This window comes from Pseudoalteromonas sp. Ps84H-4, assembly GCF_024124645.1.
In the GTDB taxonomy this organism is placed as follows: Bacteria; Pseudomonadota; Gammaproteobacteria; order Enterobacterales; family Alteromonadaceae; genus Pseudoalteromonas; species Pseudoalteromonas lipolytica_C.
Genome location: NZ_JAMXSK010000014.1, coordinates 105,089 through 125,266, shown reverse-complemented (window position 1 = coordinate 125,266; position 20,178 = coordinate 105,089). Strand labels below are relative to the sequence as shown.

Here is a 20,178-nt window from a genome sequence, read left to right as displayed (position 1 = left end):
TCGATCAACTGCTTGTAACTCATGGTATCTACTCTTGTTTTTTGGCGATTACAGAGTACCACCAACAGGCAGTTGATCTCTTCTCACCGTTTAACCATGAGTGGTGCACTTATTATCTGAATTCGGGAGTTCTAAATACTGATCACCATCTTGTGCTGTCATTTCCTTTAAAAGGTTGGTTTGAACTTCAAAATATACACTTTCACTGCTGCTCCAATTTGAAAGTTCATTATAAAGCTGCCAAGTACCAGATCTTTCACTTATTTCATCAGCTTCAAATGAACCATTCTCAACTAAATTAGTATTTGAAACAGCAAAAGTTGATGCGATAGCTAAAGGTAATATTGCTAGTTTTGATATTTTTTTAATCATGATTAACCCATTTATATTTGGTTTTATTTATATGAGTTAATTTTATTTTAATTAAAGTGGTTTTCAATTGTTGTTTGTGTTTTCTTGTTTTTGTTAGGTTTGTAATTTTGTATGTTATTGAAAGTTATAGGTTAAGATGCTTCTAGGAATTTTCATATTATTTTTTTGGCTTTTTTATACTTTAATATCGTGTTTATTTTAAATTTTAGTTTGTTTTTATTATTTTGGTGGTCGTTATTAGGATTTTCTTTAATGCTATTTAAAAGCTTGTTTTTTCTTTTTAGTTTCGCGAGATAAAAAAATGCCAGCACAAGCTGGCATTTTATGGCTTTATATCAATTTACTCGAATGAGCAAATTGCTTCACTAACATAAGTTAAATCATTAACATGTGCAGGACCATCCATTACGAATGTCGCTGCAGCAGTATTTTGATCTAGAGTATAAATTTTTGCGTTTTCTTTGCTTTCACGGCCAGATACATAGATGGTACCGTCATCCGCAATCGCAATACCAGATGCCCAGTGAATACCATGCTCACCGACTAATGTTAACTCAAAGCTGCCTTCATCAAGGGTGTATAAAGCTTTACCAGTTAGTACGTAAAGCACATTATTGTCACTTGAGTAGGCAATGTCACCATCAGTGAATGTATCACCCGAGTATGTTAACTTTCCAACGATGTCCTTCTCACCGGTCACTAGGTTAAAATCATACATGTAGGTTTTACTTGTAGCCCGTAAAGTCTCGCCACCTGCTTTCACTACAGAACGGTAAATAGGGTATGAAGTAGTATCAGCAACTTCTCCTTGCACACCACTTAATAGATCATAGCTATGAATCTTTGAAGCTTTCGTTGTGCTATCTAACTGTTCTACGAAGTAAAGCATACCGCCATAACTTGCAATATTTGATGCAGTATTAGACACGCCTGAAACAATGGTTACAGCATTTGACTCTGGGTTGAAGTGGTAGATGTAGCCTTCGGTTTCTGAACCAAAATTATTAATACCATATAAGCCTGTAGTGACAGGGCAAGGCTCAGGAACTTCAGTTAAAGAGATGTTATCAATATATGCACCATAAGAATCAGAGGTTCCCGCACCAGAGAACATTATTTCAGATGTACCGCCAGTTGCTTCAACAGTGAAGTTATATTTTGTCCAACCTCGAGTAGTACTGTTTACTAAAGCTATAGAGGTACCATTCCAAAAAACTTCTGCTTTATTTGTTGTTTCATTTCCTTCTGAACGAGCAGAATAGTAAAAGGTTAACTCATACTTTTTACCTGCTTGTGTCAATACATTTTGTGAGATGCTGTAATTTTCTGTTGAATCAAGCTCTAGGCGTTGCTCACCATCCTGTGCTAGTAAGCTCGTTTGTTTGTTTGTTTGTATTTCAAATTTAGCATTACTGCTTCTAGTCCAGCCTGGAATTTGATCAAATAACTGCCATTCGCCGTTATGATCGGTTACAGGATCAGTATTTTCGAAAGAACCATTTTCTACCAAATTTGTACTAGACATTGCAATGCCAGATGCGATAGCTAAAGGTAAAACTGCTAGTTTGGTTACAAATTTTTTCATGACATTCTCCGTTATGTATTAATATTAAAATTCTAATATTATTCGGCTCTTTTTTAAATGTATATTAGTCTGTTTATATTAAGTGTTGTCGAATTTGACTGTTAACCTGTTGACTTTTATTGTGTTGTTTTTATCTAGGAAATTTCTTATTTTAAAGTTTGTTTTTTTTTTGGTTTATTTTGGGGGTAGGTTTTTTGTATTTGTGTTTTTATTTTTTCTAGTTAAAAAGTTATTGCTTTTTTTGAGGTGTTTTTTTCTGAAGGTCTTATTTGTTGTGTGTTTTATTTTTCAGATTTGTTACGCGTAATTTTAAATCAATGTTGAGGAGAGGTTTTTATATAAAAATGATGGGATGTTGAAATAATGCCAGTATTAAACTGGCATTAAAATATCAAATGTATTTATTCAACTGAGCAAACTGATTCACTAATGTAAGTTAGGTCATTCAGATGTGCAGGACCGCGTAATACAAAAGTTGCTTCAGCAGTATTTTGATCTAGCGTATAAAGTTTCGCGCTTTGACCACTCTTTCTGCCAGTAACGTAAATAGTACCATCATCGGCAACTGCTAGGCCTGATGCCCAATTTACACCATGCTCACCAACTAAAGTTAGTTCTAACGTGCTTTCATCTACAGTGTAAAGTGCTTTATCAGTTAATAGGTAAAGTACGTTATTATCATATGAATAAGCGATATCACCGCCGGTGAACTCTTCACCTTCGAAGCTAAATTTACCTAATACTTCTTTCGCCCCAGTTTCAAGGTTGAAGTCGTACATGTAAGTTTTGCTTGTTGCACGCAAGTTAAGTCCATCAGGAGAAACTGTCGAACGGGTAATAGTGTACGAGTTAGTATCTGCTAGTTCGCTTTGTGTATTTGTTTCTAAATCAAGACTATAGATTTTTGAATCTCTAGTTTCGCTATCTAACTGCTCCATAAAGTAGAGCTTTCCGTCTTTACCAGCGATATTTGCAGCAGTGTTAGTAACACCAGCAATTGGTGAAACTGCAGATGTTTCTGGATCTAAGTGATAAATGTAGCCTTCAGTATCAGAACCAAATTTATTAATCGCGTATAAACCAGATTTAACTGAGCAATATTCTGCAACTTCAGCAACAGATACATTGTCTATAAAGCCACCGGTACTACCACCTGTTCCAATACCTTTTAGGGTGATTTCTGAACTGGCTTCACTCGCTTCTACAGTAAAGCTGTATTTTGTCCAACCTTTAAATTTAGCATTAACAACGCCTAAAGATTCACCATTCCAAAATACTTCAACTTTACTAGCTGTGTCATCACCAGAAGCACGTGCTGAGTAATAGAAGCTAAATTCATACATTTTACCAGCTTCTGTTGATACAACTTGAGACACGCTATATTGTTGCGTAGAGCCAAGTTCTAGGTATTGTTGGCCATCTTTTGCTTTAAGAATACCCAAACTATTTGTTTGTACTTCAAAAGGGGCATTAGCGCTGCGTGTCCAACCTGTAATTTCATTGAATAATTGCCATTGACCACTAACAACTTCTGCTTCAAATGATCCATTTTCAACAAGATTTGTGTTTGCTACAGCAAACGCTGAGGCAACCGCTAGTGGCAATACAGCTAACTTACAAACTAAATTCTTCATAAAATATCCTTTCTTTGATTAGATAAAGTGTTTTTATCTTCTTTATTTTCATCCTTTATATGAATATTTTCAATTTAGGTACAAGGTTTATTTGTGGGTTTTACAGGGTTTTCTAATCTAAGTTTATGATAGTTTTATGTTTCTTAATTTAATAGGAAAATTCTGATTTTTAATGTGCATTTTGCTCTTGTTTAAATTTTAAATAATTAAGTTTTATATTGTTTTAATATAATCGACATAAAGTTAGTCTTATTTCGATTTCTTAGTAAACCACCCTGAGCTTTGGTTTCGATTCATCTCACTAAGTAATTTTATCGCTTTTTCTAATGTTATGCGTTTTTCAGCAATATCATCATAAATTTGAATGGCTCGCTTTTTACGCTTAACAGCAGCACCTGCATCTAAAAATGATTCGATCATTTGATTTAAATAACGAAGTGCACGAGGTTGCGAATTCTCTTCGTTTACTGACGTATTATCGCTAGAAATTTTCTCTTGAAGAGCAGTTATTTCAGCTTGGCAAAACTCATTTTGTGCAAGCTGGCTTTTCTTAAGAGTAACTAAGTTTTGCTTTAAATAATCTATTTCTAATAAATTAAATGATACAATCATATTTAAGTTTGTTAATGCCGTTCTAAATTCTTTTGCAGAGCAATGTTTGCTCAGCATTTTTGTTATAGTTTGAGATACCTTTTGCCACTGTTGCCAAGCGTATACGTAATTTAATCCCGCTCCCTTAATGTTTTGCATGCCCACAATCACTTGATGGGTATTCGGTAAAGCTAGGTTTGCAATAGCTTTGGTTATCTCATCTGCGGATATGTTGCTGTCGTCAAGTAGAGTAACTTTTGACTTTGTGATTAAAATTAATCGCTCTTTTATCTCATCCCTGTACTTTTGCATATCACCCTTTAAAGAATCTAAAGCTATACGCTGATAGTAGTGGCGCAGGGTATAGAGAATAGTCGCGATTTCTTGAGATGAAATGTCTCCGGTGATTTCTTTTATACAAGACTTATTGACACTTCCTTCACTTAGGGTGAGAAGGTTTTCTGCTATCATGCTGCCATAAGCACTACTTAGCCGCGCCTTTACTTGTGAGCCTGTGAGTAGGTTAAATTGCTCTAGTAGTGTCTCTAAGTTTTCAATATCATTAATTTCAATTAACTTATCGACTCTCTCTGTGAGCGCATCTAAAAAATAGCTATAAAATCCATCTACATTGCTACCAATCACTACGATTCGGTCAAAGCGGAGATCATTGCTTAATATTGAGGCAAATACCTTTGAACGTGCAACACGATCATTACGGTTGTTAATTAGTGCGATGACCTGAGTTTTAGGATCGTCGTTTAATTGATATATATTGAGACGTTGCCAATTTTCCAATGTTGCTAATCGCTCGTTTGCGGACATGCTATTTACGAATGATTGGCTTATTGTTGCAATTGGTGCTTTGGCAAAATGTTGTAATACACCTATATCTGGAACAATTCGTGCTGATGTTTCTTTAAATACATAGTCTTTATTTAAGCCTATATGCTCGGCCATTTTACAAACCAGTGCGATGTTGGCAGGGTGCTCTTGGTATGGATAAAGAGAGCGTATGTCCTCTGTTATTTGTAAGCTATCAGCCCAATGTACTTGAATTAAATTTGAGTTCTTTTGTTTCGCATTTAAGTCAAGAATTGGAGCCATATTTTGTTCGCTGGTGAATACTAGGCTATTTTCACCAATAAAATGACTTGTTTCATTTGCGACATCTATTCCTGTTGGCCCTAAAATATCCTCATGGTCTGGATAAGCATTGGTAATCGTAGAGAAATTATCATTCATCCAGTTTCTTAAAATTTTCACGTAACGTGGGGTTAACCCCATACATTCCCAAAGAAATACATCTGCTTTCACGTTTGTTGCAAAATGAAGTACATCACTTTGTTCCCAAATACTCGCTTTATCAAAAGGTCTGAACAATGGAATTTCGAACTGCTCTCCACTTGCTCTTGCATAAATAAGTGTAGCTTCACAACCTGTTGTTTTACTTATTACTTTTAAGGTTAAACTACTAAATAATGCAGCTTTTAAGCGTTCAGTTCCTGATTTACCCCGGGTGCCCCAGCCACCGATTGAAACGGGGATCTTTGCTCTATCCGATTTTATTTGTTTACTTATCCTAATATGGCGCGCCCAAAAGTATGTAGAAAAAGCCAAAACAAAAAAGATTAATTGGCCAATACTATTTTGATAAAGTGAATAGGCATACTCTTTAAAACTTGCCCACATATTGAATAAAAAAGGCGTTATAGATAGTTTCTTATATAAGTTGGCAATACTTGATTCCACTGGAAACTCTGCATCAAGAACAGACCCATATTGCTGAAATTCAAGTACAAAACCTTTACTTCTTATGAGATCTAAGAAATCTCGCTGTTCAACCTCTGAACCATTTCGTAGATCATCTAATTTTTCAAAGTTGAATGAAATCCAACTATACGCATACATACGTTTGAGTATGTTAGAGGGTGGCGTGATAACTAAAATACCATCAGGTGTAAATGATTTTGCAGGTGTTTTTAAGTTATCCTGCGACAAAATACTTAATAAAAAATCAAGCATGGGTAAGTGTGGTCGAGCGCTGAACTGCTTATCATCGAAGCGAGGCTCGCCAGGCACTTCTGTTTTGCTGATCTCTGCAACAGTGCAGCTCGGGACGTGCATAAATGCACTTGGCTTTCTAGCTTGTGTATGATTAAAACTTTGGCGTTTTCCTGTGCTTGGGTTTCTAAATTCGTGCCAGAGCCGCCAAAAGCGGAAACCACGCTTATATCCCCTTGTTATTAGATAGCTTTTACTTTTTTCTTTTACGTTGAAGGCTTCATTATTTTGTGCTTGTTTGCTTAAAAGTCGGCCAAGTAAATCTTGCTTTATTTCCTTCGAGCTTAAATTTATATCTAAATGAGAGTTTAAATTAAATTCGATCTCAGCAACTTCTTGCTGATACATAAAGCTGACTAACTGCTCTCGAACACGGGTAATAACGCGTCTGACGGCAATACTTTGTTCATTCTCAAGTTGTTTATTTAATACATTAATAAATGACTTAAATAATATATCTGCTTGATTTTGCTCTTCACATTCAACTTGTAAATTAAACATGATCCGTGGCGTAAGCTCCAACAGCAATCGTTTTTCTGCAAAGCTTTGTACTTTTTTTAACTGTTGGCGCCATATATGAAACGATTGTAGCTCTTCGGTAAAACGAGGATCCGTTAATTGCTTGATGAGTGTCAGCCTTACAGCTTGTTGAGTTTCTTTTTGTAAGCGAACCATTAAAAGCTTGATAGCAAAAGGCCACGGTAATAGTGGGCATTGTTCAATAACACTCTGTCTTACACGGGGATAGGCGTGTTTTGCAAGCAAGATTAGTAATTTATAATTAGCCTCATTTAATTTTGGTTGTTTACATATAATTTTTGAAAAAGATGTCAGTAGAAACAAATGTTGTCGTTCTACTTTAGCATTTGGCAAGATATCTAAATCAATTTGTGAACGCATAAAATAGCGGGTAAAAGTGGGTCTTAAATTGATAAGGATCTCTAAAATATCCACTTTAGCGGCATGAGGTGTTGATTGCTTCTCAAGAGAAAACAGTAGTAGCTCAACAAGATTGGAATCGAACTTAGTTTCGCCGACATATTCACTAATTAAATTAACTTGGTTGGCAAGAGCGCGAAAAATAGAGTTACGAATTGCTTCATTCTCAGTTTTTTCTAATAAACCTAAAAAGAAACTTTCTAAGTTAAGTGTTAACCATGATTTAGTTATTTCTCCCGAGTGAATGCGTAAATAACGATTAGTTAGATCACCTAGTTTACCTATTAAGAATTTCAATGATTGCTCAAGCTCAGAGACTTTATCTTGGTATCGGTTTACGATGGCTCCTTCATCAAACCAACGTTGAAATGCCTCTTGATCCTTTTGCAGTTGCAATTTGCTTGCGCCAAGCGCTGCTGCATAGTCTAAAATATGAAATTGTCTTTCCGCTTTTAACTCAGCATGATTTAAACGTTCAATAAAGCGTCTGTGATCGCTATCAAGCTTGGTCAATTGATTTTGTAAGGTATCTATTTTATGAGTTAAAAATGCAATGGCTTGCAGTAATAGCCAGTCATCTTCGTCATAATCTTCAGGCTGATCCTTGATTAGCTCCCATTGACTTAATTCATCTACGAGTTCGCGGTATTTTTGACGATATAAATCTAACCAGAAACTGGCAATATCTGCGAAAAGCAAATTTTCAAGGCGTTTTGTAAGTCCGTTACTACTCATAGTCACTGTGCTCTAGCAAATGATTTAACTGAAGTGTTGGGAATATAATTTCATCATGTGCAAAAGGGGCAAAACCTGTATGTTGATTATTACCTGATGAAAATTCGATACTTATATTGTGGTTATCCCATACCCAATCCTGTTGTAATCGAACCTTTAACCAACCATGCGAGAAATCACCTAAATTAATTTGCGTTTGCCAAGCAAATTGTGTGATGTATTGCCAAGTGGCTGTAGCACGGTTTTCATCCTTAAAGCGGTAATAACTATCAATGCCGAGTTGGAAAATATGGTCATGATAATATTGGTTCCAGCTTGTGTTGAAGCGTAAATAATCTAGGCTTGTCCAATCATCATTTGAACTGGATGAAACACTAAAATTTAAATAATTGTCGACCCAAGGTTGATAGCGGTATTGATAAAATCCCTGCCAACCAGATGCATGGTTTTCACGATAAAAATTGAACACACTTGAATTAAGTAAGTCGTCACGGAGATAATCGTTTAAATCAGCGCTGCTATAGCGAATAAATGGTGACAGTTGCCATTGATGGCGATGTGTTGAGTCACGTTGCCATTTTTGCCCAACATAAAGGCTGCCATCAAGAGCATATTGACTGTCAAAGCCATCATGACCTGGTTGCCAGCGGCTTTGAAGTTGCGCACCCGCATACCAGGGGGTTGTATCATCTTGCCATGAATAATAGCCATTAAGCGCCATTATGTCTGTCTGGTTTTCACTAAATGAATAATAGCCTTCTAATTGATACCAATTGTTTTCGTCGTTAAAACGTAAGCGAGCACCAACATCAATGTCTCGTCGCGTTGGGATATTTTCAGCGCTCTGAAATATTTCTTGTTGATCGTAAAGAATGAAAGCTTGCCAATTTAAATCATCACTTTGAAATGATGTTTGCTCACTTACTATTTTTTGCTGCTCAGGTGCTTGATAAGTGACTAAGTCTGGCAAAGGAATTTGCGCTTGAGTAAACTCTGAAATCTTATTGTTAAGATCACTCAGCTCCCATGTATAAAGGCGTACATGCTCAAGCTCAGCGGCTTTGACTTCAATTTTTCCTGCTGGGTGGAAAAATTGACGTTCGTTACGACTGTAGTTATTCATTTTCTCTAATTTAATCAAGCGATCTGCATTCAACGTTGCCACTAGTGGTGTGTTAGGGACTACAGAATAAAATAGCATGGTTGTGGGTAAATCTAACTTTCTCCAACGACCTGCAATATATTGTTGTGCTTCAACTTTTAGTTGCTGAGATAAATAGGGATTAAGCCAGTGAAGGGCAATAATGTTATTATCTAGCTCTTGTTTGTTAAATGTAAAAGGAATGCTCTGCTGCTCGGTAACTGACCATATTTTTAAATTGTTAGCGAGTTTTATAGATAAGTTTGCCACATTAGCTTGAGCCAGTTCTGCAGTAGAAAAACTAAATACGAAACGAATTTGTTCTCCCTCTGTTTGGGCTAAATCTATGTAAAGCGTGTGGAATGGTCGAATCAATAATCCTTCATTATTTTTTAAATGCGTTTTGAATTGGTTAAACCTATCAGCAAAGCTAGTTTGTGCAGAACTTTGGATATCGAAAAGGCGTGTACCAGCATAATCTACAAGGCTATCTAGAGGTTGCCAGTGACCAAAACTTTCTATTCTATTTTGTAAAAAGGTCAATGAAGCGGAGGCGGGTATTGTAGCGATCCGCTGTAATAATTGCGTGTATTCATTATTGTTTAAACGCTTTTTAGATAATAAATATAGGCCATTAATTAACAGCTCACGTTGTGTTGCATCATAAGCATAAATTAGCGACATAATATCGCCTGTGATTACTTTGTTCGTAGCATCAGAATAATACTCAAATCGTGTAAATAACGAATCAGAGATATCTTTGACATCTAGAAAGGTCTTCTGATCTGCTGATAAATTAAGTGTTTCTCCAGCTTGCAGACTAACGATCATCGTTGAAGAAACAGAGGCTGCCTGTTGGCTTTCAACGACCAATGTGTTTGAAGGTATATCACTAAAGATTGGTATTAATTTATGCTGGTATTCACTATCAGCCATTAACCATGCGGTTTGATACTCGCCATTTTGCTTGGCTTCAGTCCGTGCACTTATGCTCAGGTGGACTGGTTCTAATGCTGTATATTGCCAAGGCATATGTTGAGAGAGTACGGTGTTTTGCAACTTCCCTTGTGAATTTATTAACGTTTCTTGCGCACCCGAAAGTAATTCATACTGTTTATTTTCGGCTTTTATCGTAGAGCTCAAACTATGGTAGTTTAGAGCCGTATAACTTTGTTCGGCAATCTGAGTTTCTTCTGCTTGATGTGCAAGCCAAAGCGCAAGTCGGTTTTTCTGTTGCTTAGTTGCAAGTTCGATCAGTATATTTCTGCACTCGCTTAATATATTTAGGTTACCAGCACATAGAGCAAACAGTTTAAGCTCTTGCTGTTCGGCTTGATAAGTTTCTAATAGCGATCTTAATGCAAACTGTTGCAATTCCTTTTGTTGCGTACTTTTATATAGTCCTTCTAAATAACTCGTAGCAAGATGAAACTGGTGTTGTTCACGTAAAATATCTATTTTAACTTGCCATGCTTGCTCTGCGACTGATGGATCGGGGTTTTGCGTTAATGGTTTTAAAAAGGCAAGTGCATCTAATGGTGCCGATTTAGCTAAATCCTTAGCGGTTAGCATAGATTGCTGCCAATTTAGTAACTTAACTTTTCTCCTTGCTGGCGCATAGGGCTGTATCATCGCAAGATAGTCACTATATAACTTTCTTAAGTGGTTAGTTACCAGTTGAGCTGTGATAGGGCTGTTCTGATCAAGAGCTCCAGGTTGTAAGTAGAGTACTTCGTTACTAGGAAAATCAGTGAGTGTTCGAGCATAAACTGCAAACTCAATAACGGGAACGTCGTCAGTAGTTTTTTGAATTGTCATGGTTTTGTGGTTTACAGGAACTGACACACTAATCGTTTGGTAATGTTGTGTTGCCTTGATATTTATTAACCAGCTCATGCCACCAGCTGTCAGTTTTAACTGACTATCTTCATCGCTTCGAGCTACAAATGTAAGCCAAGGGGTCGCACGTTTTTGACTCGATAAGTCATAACGAAGGGGGACTTGAGAAAGTGATGTAATATCCCTAACTTGCTTATTAATGCGAGGATAAAACTGATCATCAACTAATCGTTGTTCTTCAAGCTCAGTGATTAGAACACTTTTTGATGATGTAGAGGCATGCACTACGCTGCTGCCTTTTAGTAGAGTCTGAGTAGACATTAAAGAAAGCAAGTCATAATGGCGTTTTACAGCCAAAGGCTCATTGTGCGTAAATACGTCATCACTAAAAACGTTGAGGGAATATTTATTGTAAACTGATTCCATCGCGTCATTAGCGGTTTTTAACCAGTAAGGTAGCAGCAACTTTTCCTTGGTTTTGTTAGCTGTTGTGTCATCGAATATAGCTCGATGGCTTTGTGTTATTTTTACGTAAGCATCTGTGTGGCTTCTTATCGTTAAATATTGCCCTGCATTAATGGCTAAATAGTCACTATTTACCAGACCTACTTGTTGATCTTGATATTCAAGAGCTTGGTTATTAATGATGTTTACTTTTGCTGTGAGTACTTCATCAACATAGGCATACACAGCGCCGTGGCGCTCCAGTGATTGCATATTCTTTCTAACAGAAAGCTTAATTTTTTTAGCATCAGGGAAGTAAAGAGTAACTTCTTCGCCTTTATCGAATTTATAAAAACGTTCACTGCCTTGCCTTGAAGAGAGTAATATTGAAGGTTTGGCAAGTTTTAATGCGCGTTTAAAGCTATCAATTTTTGTTTGATAGTGGCCAACTAAAGCTGAAAACTCAGCCTGTTCATCCTGACGATTTTGAATTGCCACAATACGGTTGTGGCCTAAGGCCGGAAGTTGGCAGCGTTTATTAGAACACAGTAAGTCTCGTTCCAGTTGTATCCGTTGCTGAATATATTGTGTGTTGCCTACACTCATAATGAACTTATCTAACAGTTCTGAGTTGATCTCCAACCAATGCCCTTCAGGTAGCCATAAATATTGGTGTTCAAAAGAATCAACTTGTATCTTTTGTGTCGTTGCCAGCACATCTAATTTAGGTGAAGTTTTTAACCAAATCGGCGGCTGAAGTACTGCATGCTCTTGCTGTTCAGCATGAGCAGGTTTGAAGGCTAGCAGCGTAAGTGTTATAAAAGCGATTATGAAATAAGGCATTGGCTAAACTGCTTTAAAAGTAAGTTATTGGTAATTAAGCGCTCTCGTAGTTCGCGACTTAACTCGATATGGAAAAAGTGACTATTCACAGGACCTAGCGAATTAAGAATGTTTTGTGTACCTCCTAGTTCATATACATCCTGCCCATAAACTAGGGCATTTACATCAAGTTTAGAATTCAGGCATTTAGAGATGTGTAAGCTGCGTTGCGATGCATGTAAATGGCCTTCGCTGATGATGATATCTGCTTTTCGCCCTTGCTCTGTAGTGCGCTTTTCCTTTGCAAATCCATGGATTTGATAAATTGAAAATGTTTCAACGATTTTACCGTATGCCAGAATGAAGGCATTACTACTGCTATTTTGGTATTGACTAAAGTCTATAATTTTACCTTGGAGGTCGCGGCTGCTTCTATGCTTAGTATTCGTCAACAAAACTTGGCACTCACTAAACAGAGCTTTAGCAATTAGTAAAGTATGCTTGTCAAAATATCTATGCGGTGCATAAGAAATACAGGGTTTACCTTTTGGCTTAAAATGTATTTCGCCACCTGAAATTAAAGATTTCTTGGCATACAACACACCCTCGCTAAAAGTAAAGTGCTTAGGGACTTCATCTTGGTTATTGAGCCAAGCATGCAAGGTTAATGTGAGTTGCTCAAAATCACTCTCAACACTTGTTAACGGAGTAAATAATAATGCAAAAACAATAATAAAGTTAAAGTTCATTATTCCACCACCTTACTTTTTGCTCCTGCATTGGGTACTCTTCAAGTATAGACAACCAAATTGTTTCTGAAGAACTTAAAGTCACATACTGCAGTGTCTCTATATCATTAGCTAGATTGAGTGTAACGCTCGGATAACTCGTTATTTGACTTTTTTTAGGGTGGATCAAAAAAGACTTTAATAATTTAGAGTTGTGAAGTTGGAAACTTTGCTTCGAAATACTGTATTCACTTGTAAGCCCAAGCTTGTATTTTGCAGAATGCGAAATGTTTAAAGTTACAGGTTCATTGCTTTGGGCACGAAATACTTTAAAAACAATGCTAATTGGACGTTTCTTTTTATCATATGATAGCTTCACTGGCTTATTTTTAACCAATTGATAAAGGCGCTGTTTTACCCATGGGCGATGACCATACCAATTTTGATAAATTACACTGGCTTCGTTAACTAACTGCTGTTGATCAGCAAATGAGATGTCATCAGTTTTAAGCTCTTTTGCACTGTTACTATTTAATCGAGAGATTAAGCGGTTATCATTTGAGCTAGCAGAGGGAATAGCCTGATTTTTATCATAGAGTCCAAAATTAAACTCCTCTGCAGGTTGCTGTTCCTCATAATAACGGTTCGGGCTTAACCCAAGAGCCACATTTGATAGTGGTAACAGATTGAAAAGCTCTTTAGATTGGTAATAAGTTGTAGTTTGCTCAACATCTGGAGGCGGAGCAAATGTACGAATATTTACAAACAGATCGCGTTGCGATAAGTCATAGTGATTACGTGCTTTTTGTTCATACCATGCTGCAATATCATAAAAGCCATTAGTAGACTCAGTAAGAATTGGCTGGTGTGCAATTCGGCGTTGATAATGAAAACTCGCGAGTCTTGATTTCAATCGCACATACACATCGTTATTAGCCGTAATTTTTACATATTTTGTCTCTTTCCCAGTACGAAGGTAGTAGGGGGTCAGCATACCTACTGCTTGTCTTTGAGTGTTGTCTGCTATTAATCGATCAAAGCCAGAAATTTCACCTTTGATCGTAATAGAGTAACGATCTATTTGGATTTGGTTTTCATCGTATAGAGAAATATTTAATTGACTCGTTTCGAGAGCCCTGAGCTCAAGGTTCAAATGGCTTAATGGCACAACATCGAACTCTACGTGCTCTTGCGCATTAATCAGGTAACTACCAGCATAACTTGTTAAAATAGCGGTACCAGATTCAGTTCGCCATTGGGTTAGCAGCTCTTGCTCACTGCAAATTGTAATTAATCCCGGCTCAAGAGGCTGAGTTTGATATGTGTTTTCTTTATCTGTTAGCGTGTAATTTATAACTTTTGGTGCTTCAAACTGAAGTTTGTCATACCAGATTAATGACGGAGTCTCTTGGTCATTACCATTACTAACAGTGAAATTTAAACGATCACTATTGTCTAATGTGATACTGGCGCATAAACCATGTTTGGTATAGTAAGCAGCAAGACTATGCTGTTGCTGACTAAAATCATAGGTTAGTACATTATACGGTAAGCTTTCATAAAGAATATCTGATTTAAAGTCGATTCCAGGAATACCTTGTGGCGCTATTTTTTGCCACCAAAACGCCATTGCATTCGTTATTTCAGTATTTGTTAAGGTATTTTCACCCATCGTGAGGTAATCAGTTGCACGTTTACGTCTATCGACGGGGCGTTTTAGCCAACTATTGAGTGGATCAACGTTTTGGTCAGGTGTTTTAGCATGCACTCGAACTACCACTCCTTGAATTGTCTTTTCTTCAGGAATAAGTGTAAGTGCTAAGCTTTTCGCTTGTGGGTAATGTTTAATGGGTAGGTAAAATGATTGCCCAGAAGCCACATTCAAAGACTGTTTATTTTCAATGATTTGCTTAATTTGTTGATCTTGACTGTTATTAACTAACTTTGAAGCGTGGTGATAAACTTTATCTACAATCACCTCTTTCTTGTCATTATAAAGAGTGTATTTGATGGCGTAATTTACCGGCTGTTCAAGAGTGACAGATTGATCAAATACGGCGTTTGATAAGATCCTAAGTGAGTGTGTTCGCTGATTTGAAAATGTATAAGTCAGTGGTTTTGTGCTACTAAGCCACTGTACTTTTGAGCGAGTTTCTTTACTGGTTTGGGGGTTAACTGGCTCAGCAGAATCTAGCCAAATTAAAAAACTATTCCAAGCAAATAATGCTGTTAACAATACAATTATAAGAACTGAGATAGCGAAGAAGCGTTTAATTAGATACATCAAAGCCTCCCCCCATCATTTTGTTGAAAACATCCACATCGATCAATTGATTGCTCGCCGGATTATATATAGCGACTAGACTATTGTGCTGCTTGATCATCAGTGCGAATTTATCTAAATTTTCTAATTTTATGGTTTGTAATACGCACTCATTAAGCTCTGAACATATTGTTTTCAGTACAGCAATTTGCTTATCGGCGGTATATTGATTAATTTTTCTAAAGATAATTTGTTTATCGCTGTCAGGTAACGTTAACCAGTTAGAAGGAGATAAAGTGGCTAGGTTAATAGTGGTGACTGTTGGATAAGTAGAAATCGCAAGAAGGCGCATAAGCAAACTATCTTGATCCATTGAAAACTGTTCTTTAAAGTCAGAGGCTATCCATAAAGTAGCGAGCTCGCTGTTTGCATTAAACTGTTGATAGCCATATTGCGGTGAGCTACCAATCTCAAGACCCCGAGTGGCTTTTTGGCCCGTTACTACTTGGTAATTAACACCTAAAATGCTTAAGTCTTTGGTTAGTTTTTCCATTAAAGGGGCAGCAATGTCACTTACCTGAGTATTTGAAAATGCAATTGCATTAGGGCGGATCCATGACGGAGCACTATGGCTGCGAATTTGGATATTTAAGCTCGGTTGTTGTGCTTTAAAACGCGAATAGCTTTGATGGACGATATTGAATAATGAATCGACGTTGTCTGCAGCAAGTACATTAGCCTTCGGGTGAGCATATGGGTGTGCTCCTGCAATTAATAAGTTAGCGGCATTTGAAGTCGTAAAAAGTTGGCTGGCAAAACTAAGAGTATTTCCTTCAAAAACAGGTCTTGGCACGCTTAAACTTATTGCTTCATGTTTGCTAAGCGTAAACGCATACAGGCCTTGGCCAAGATCCATTGCTTCATTATTTTGTAAGGGACTTAATAGTAAATATCGGCCACTATTATTCTGTACTAGTTGTAACTGATAGTTAAGTAACTCTGCAGTGCCATTTATCTGCTTCAGGTGATTTAAAATATCCTCGTTCAGTGAGGCATTGCCGATTTGCTGTATCAATCTATATAGTGGTGTCAGTACTTCAAATTCCCAAAGCGCAACTTGGCTGTGTGTCAGTGGTTGATAATTGAGACTGCCTTTACTACTTATATACGATGAGAAATCTTCGACAATTTTGACCATTTCTTCATTGATTATGTTAAGTTTTAAATTGCTATAACGGTAATTTTCACGGTATATATACGCCAATATGTTGGTGTAATTATCTCCATTAAGAAAGACTTCTAGCATAGACCCTTTAAAACTACTCGAAGGTAAGCTACTCGCTGTTGCCTTACCAAAATAAGTTGCTTCACTGCCGATAAACTCATGCATTTCGCGTTGGCTTATAGAGGGCGGAAGTCGATTAAAGATCCAATACTGGCTTTTAACTTCAGCAGGCGTGCTTTTTAGTAAAGCTGCGGTGTAGCGGTTAGATTCACGAACTTGCAATAATTCTTGCGCCTCTAATGCGTTAATAAATGCTTGGTAAAAAGGGCTTTGCTGGTTTTCCTTTGCTAATGTTATTTGAGGCGTTTTTGTTGCCCCAAACACTAAAGCTTTACTTTTTAGATGCTGAAAAATAAGGGCTGCTGAGTCGCTAGCAAGATTTTCAGTGATAGGATACGGAACTGTGATCATGAGTGGCGTTTGTGGCGTTTTGTTAATCACAAATAAACCGCGTTGCTGATTCTCAACAATATCTATTAGGTATACATAGTTTTCATCACTAACAAGTTTAAACCCGATAGAGTTAAATAAAGCGCTTAGATGACCTATTTTTTGCTTACTTTTAATCGCTTCATTTAACTGATAAACCGCATATTTGAAATCAGAGACTGCCTGACTGGCTTTGTAGCTACTTACGGTTACCTTATTAGAACGAGTAGTATATAAGTAGCTTTTGTATTGACTCACTTGCTGATTGAGCGTGATGACTTGCAACTGTTCTGCTTCAGGGTCAATATTTTGTTTTGTTAGTAAAGATGGGATAAGCATTACTAAAAAGCCAACAATAATAGCAAGGCTTCCACCTACAACAGATGTTTGAAAAGTGGCTCTGAGCACAAGGCCTAACGCATTTTTTTGATAGATCTTTAGGGCAAGTAAGGTGGCTAGCATGTAACCAAATGCAAAAGTGTCGGTTACTTTTACCGTTGGAAAAAACCAAACGACGATATAGTTTAAAATAAGCTTAAAGATAAAGCCTATAGTAAAAAATAACATCAATAATCTAGCACCTTCGATATGTGCATGTTTTAGGCGAGTGAAATGAATGAGAGAGCCGCCAACGGCTAAGATAACAGCTGTTTCAATGAATGAGGTTAAAATCTTACTTGGTTGGGTAAGCTGCAAAGCTAATAGGGCTGGTAGCATGATACCATTGAATTCCCAACCATATTTTAAATTTGCTCTGGAAGCTAAAAAAGCGGTAATAACTAAAATAATATAGGCTTTTGGTGCTGCAATGATTGATGCGGCAACAGCTTCATACATAATACCTAAGTTAGCGATACTAAAATTGGTAAATGGCATGAGTACAAATCGTACTAAAATATAGGTAATGAACAACTGAATGAAAGTTACTTTCAGGCCGTACTTAAAGCCACCATTCCACATTACATTGGCAGTTAGTGCGATGATGATAAGACCCAAAGAATAAAGTTGTGATGCATAATCGAAAGTGATATCCCATTGGCTCAACTGATCTGCAATAATTGGCCAAAACAGGGTATCCATACAAACACGAACTAAAATACTAATTAGGATGATGGCAAAAAAACGGTCCCTGCCAAACATTTCACTGTAGCCAAAACGCTCCATCAAGTAATTTGCACTGAAGCGCATAACCCCAAACACAACAATTGCTTCTATGATAATCACCGCGGCAGAGGTGGGGCTTATTATCAAAAGTGGCACAATGTAACCAGGTACAACAAGGCCTGTGAGTGGAAAACCAAAGCGCAAATTCAGTAGGCATACTACAGCCGTGCCGACCCAAACAGTTGTTATTACTGATTGGCCCAGTCCACTACCTGCAGGAAAAAGCGCTAAAACGAAATCCATTAAAGTTTAGCCTCCGAAGTTATTTCAGGAGTATTTGCTATAAACTCAAATAAAATTCCAGATACTTGAAAAGGTGCACCTGATGCAGTTTGCGAGTTATCTGAATGAAGCGCTCTAATAATTAGAGTGTAATGATGTGCACCAAGTTTAGCAGGAAGCTCAACGGTCGCTTTATTAAGAGTAATGTAACGTAATTTACCCTTTGCAATCTCAATATCAAGCTCACAACTTTTACACAGCAAATCAAGCGCAGTGGTTTCAAAAATAGCTATTTGATGCTGCTTAGCAAAACGCTCTAAAGATGCATTGGTTTGAATAACTTGACCAAACAGATTAAAAAGCACAGTTGCTGGGCTTGTGTGGTTAAAAACCATCTCTAAGGTAGTAAGCTTTTGCTCCATTTCGTTCAGGGAGCTTTTTACCTTTTGGCTAATAGGCTCGTGCAGCTTAAAGGTGAGTAGCCTGTTTAATAAGGTACGGTTTTTAGCCTGTGTTGTTTTGAAAATATGGTAATGGAATAGTAGTTCAGCAACCTGAGCTGCAAATTTATTAACGTTTTGCTCAAAGGCTTGTTGGTTAAAGTTAAGATTAGGAATAATTGATAAAGCCCAAAACCCACGGACATCTCCGGCATATACCAGTGGTGCGATAAACTCGATTTCACCGTCAATGATTTGCTTAAAAAATGGACGGTTGATCTTTACAATACCCAATGACTTTAACGCATTACTATAAGGCGTTCGCTGATAGTCACGTCTCATTTCTTGAATATCATCAAGTTGGCAGTTGATAGCCCGAATTTCAACGACGCGATGGTCGTCTTCTTTTCGAGCTAAAAAAATTGATTTTTCTAGATCTAACTGTTGGCTAATTAATTGTATTATGGGATCCCATGGAGAAGGGTGCTCTATAAAGCTTTGCGGAATATAACGGCCCATCATCATTTGCTGAATGTTATTTACATCAGTTGTAAGCTCTTTATCTTCAGAAATCTTCCTCGCCACCACAACCCAAAATAATGTGACAAAGGTCAGAATGATGTATTGGCCGATAGGGATAAATAACTTTGCAAAGTTCACTAAAAAATAGCCAGCGCAACACCAAATGATAGTTATGCTTAGTGCGACTAGAAATGAATAACTAATCGACATTTTTTGAAAGAAAAACAGTAGGACAAATACCAGTATCAGCGCAAGTACTATCGAGATAACAAAATTAAGCTCATTTATTGTGCTGTTTTTTTCTAGACTATCAGCGATATAAGCAAAAAGAAGTAAGGGGTCATTAAGCCCTTCTAATTTAGGGGCATGTATCAGCACATTAAATTCAGCTGATTGCTGACCGACAATAATCACTTTATTTTCGAGTTGCTCACTCATCACATCAAAGCCAAGAACTCGCTTAGCTGTAAATTTAGGTAGCGCAGAAACTGCCAATTTAAAGTTAATCAGTCTTGATTTTTCGTGCTTATAACCAAAAACAGCTTGCCACACACTTTCACACTCAAGGTTAGTCGCTGCTGGAATACGCATTTGATATGTTGCCCAAATCTCTACATTTGGCACACAGTACTTACTTTGCGAATAAGGGTAGAAAACACGCTCATTGTCTACAGGTGCTAAAGGTTCATCTGCTAAAACAATGATTGCTTTTGGCTGGTACTCTGTAAGCTGGGTGACTAATTGTGAATGGTTAGCACTAAGGTTTTGACTGGTGATAAGCACTACATTTGTTTGCTGAGTGCTACTGAGAGATTCTATTTTTTTATATAAAAAGGCATTACTTGCTTGAAATAAATTCAGCAGGTTACTGATAATCACAATTGCAAATAAGCAAACAGTAAACCAAAAGGCTCTTTGTTGCGTTAATCGCAACAATTGTTGTAATACAACCACAATTC

The 20,178-nt window shown here is 37.2% G+C and carries 9 protein-coding genes; all 9 read right to left on the bottom strand.

Features of this window, described 5'->3' with window-relative positions; all coding sequences use genetic code 11:
- Positions 1-90: 90 nt before the first annotated feature.
- Positions 91-372 (bottom strand): hypothetical protein, encoded by a 282-nt coding sequence (locus NH454_RS13425; protein WP_253039351.1) that lies wholly within the window; start codon positions 370-372, stop codon positions 91-93.
- Positions 373-712: 340 nt separating this feature from the next.
- Positions 713-1,957 (bottom strand): DUF642 domain-containing protein, encoded by a 1,245-nt coding sequence (locus NH454_RS13420; protein ID WP_138556815.1) that lies wholly within the window; start codon positions 1,955-1,957, stop codon positions 713-715.
- A 401-nt stretch (positions 1,958-2,358) separates the two neighbouring features.
- Entirely contained in the window at positions 2,359-3,591 is a 1,233-nt protein-coding gene (locus NH454_RS13415; RefSeq protein WP_135925642.1) for a DUF642 domain-containing protein, read from the bottom strand.
- A gap of 249 nt (positions 3,592-3,840) precedes the next feature.
- Complete coding sequence (locus tag NH454_RS13410; RefSeq protein WP_253039349.1) at positions 3,841-7,920, bottom strand: poly-gamma-glutamate synthase PgsB; 4,080 nt, start codon at positions 7,918-7,920, stop codon at positions 3,841-3,843.
- Positions 7,913-12,187 (bottom strand): hypothetical protein, encoded by a 4,275-nt coding sequence (locus NH454_RS13405; RefSeq protein ID WP_253039347.1) that lies wholly within the window; start codon positions 12,185-12,187, stop codon positions 7,913-7,915. The genes NH454_RS13410 and NH454_RS13405 overlap by 8 nt, the downstream gene beginning before the upstream one ends.
- Positions 12,172-12,915, bottom strand: coding sequence for a hypothetical protein (locus NH454_RS13400; protein ID WP_199526997.1), 744 nt, complete (start codon positions 12,913-12,915; stop codon positions 12,172-12,174). The genes NH454_RS13405 and NH454_RS13400 overlap by 16 nt, the downstream gene beginning before the upstream one ends.
- Positions 12,905-15,178, bottom strand: coding sequence for a hypothetical protein (locus NH454_RS13395; RefSeq protein ID WP_253039345.1), 2,274 nt, complete (start codon positions 15,176-15,178; stop codon positions 12,905-12,907). The genes NH454_RS13400 and NH454_RS13395 overlap by 11 nt, the downstream gene beginning before the upstream one ends.
- The gene (locus NH454_RS13390) at positions 15,165-18,278 is read right to left on the bottom strand and encodes a poly-gamma-glutamate biosynthesis protein PgsC/CapC (protein WP_253039343.1); all 3,114 of its coding nucleotides are present in this window, start codon (positions 18,276-18,278) and stop codon (positions 15,165-15,167) included. Before NH454_RS13390 ends, NH454_RS13395 begins: the two co-directional genes overlap by 14 nt.
- The gene (locus tag NH454_RS13385) at positions 18,278-20,173 is read right to left on the bottom strand and encodes a hypothetical protein (RefSeq protein ID WP_253039341.1); all 1,896 of its coding nucleotides are present in this window, start codon (positions 20,171-20,173) and stop codon (positions 18,278-18,280) included. The genes NH454_RS13390 and NH454_RS13385 overlap by 1 nt, the downstream gene beginning before the upstream one ends.
- Between the last annotated feature and the right edge of the window lie 5 nt (positions 20,174-20,178).

What these genes read in the sequence shown, in the direction of transcription:
- NH454_RS13405 (WP_253039347.1), bottom strand. Translation starts at nt 12,187, where the DNA reads ATGCCTTATTTCATAATCGCTTTTATAACACTTACGCTGCTAGCCTTC.
- NH454_RS13425 (WP_253039351.1), bottom strand. Translation starts at nt 372, where the DNA reads ATGATTAAAAAAATATCAAAACTAGCAATATTACCTTTAGCTATCGCA.
- NH454_RS13390 (WP_253039343.1), bottom strand. Translation starts at nt 18,278, where the DNA reads ATGGATTTCGTTTTAGCGCTTTTTCCTGCAGGTAGTGGACTGGGCCAA.
- NH454_RS13395 (WP_253039345.1), bottom strand. Translation starts at nt 15,178, where the DNA reads ATGTATCTAATTAAACGCTTCTTCGCTATCTCAGTTCTTATAATTGTA.
- NH454_RS13410 (WP_253039349.1), bottom strand. Translation starts at nt 7,920, where the DNA reads ATGAGTAGTAACGGACTTACAAAACGCCTTGAAAATTTGCTTTTCGCA.
- NH454_RS13400 (WP_199526997.1), bottom strand. Translation starts at nt 12,915, where the DNA reads ATGAACTTTAACTTTATTATTGTTTTTGCATTATTATTTACTCCGTTA.
- NH454_RS13420 (WP_138556815.1), bottom strand. Translation starts at nt 1,957, where the DNA reads ATGAAAAAATTTGTAACCAAACTAGCAGTTTTACCTTTAGCTATCGCA.
- NH454_RS13415 (WP_135925642.1), bottom strand. Translation starts at nt 3,591, where the DNA reads ATGAAGAATTTAGTTTGTAAGTTAGCTGTATTGCCACTAGCGGTTGCC.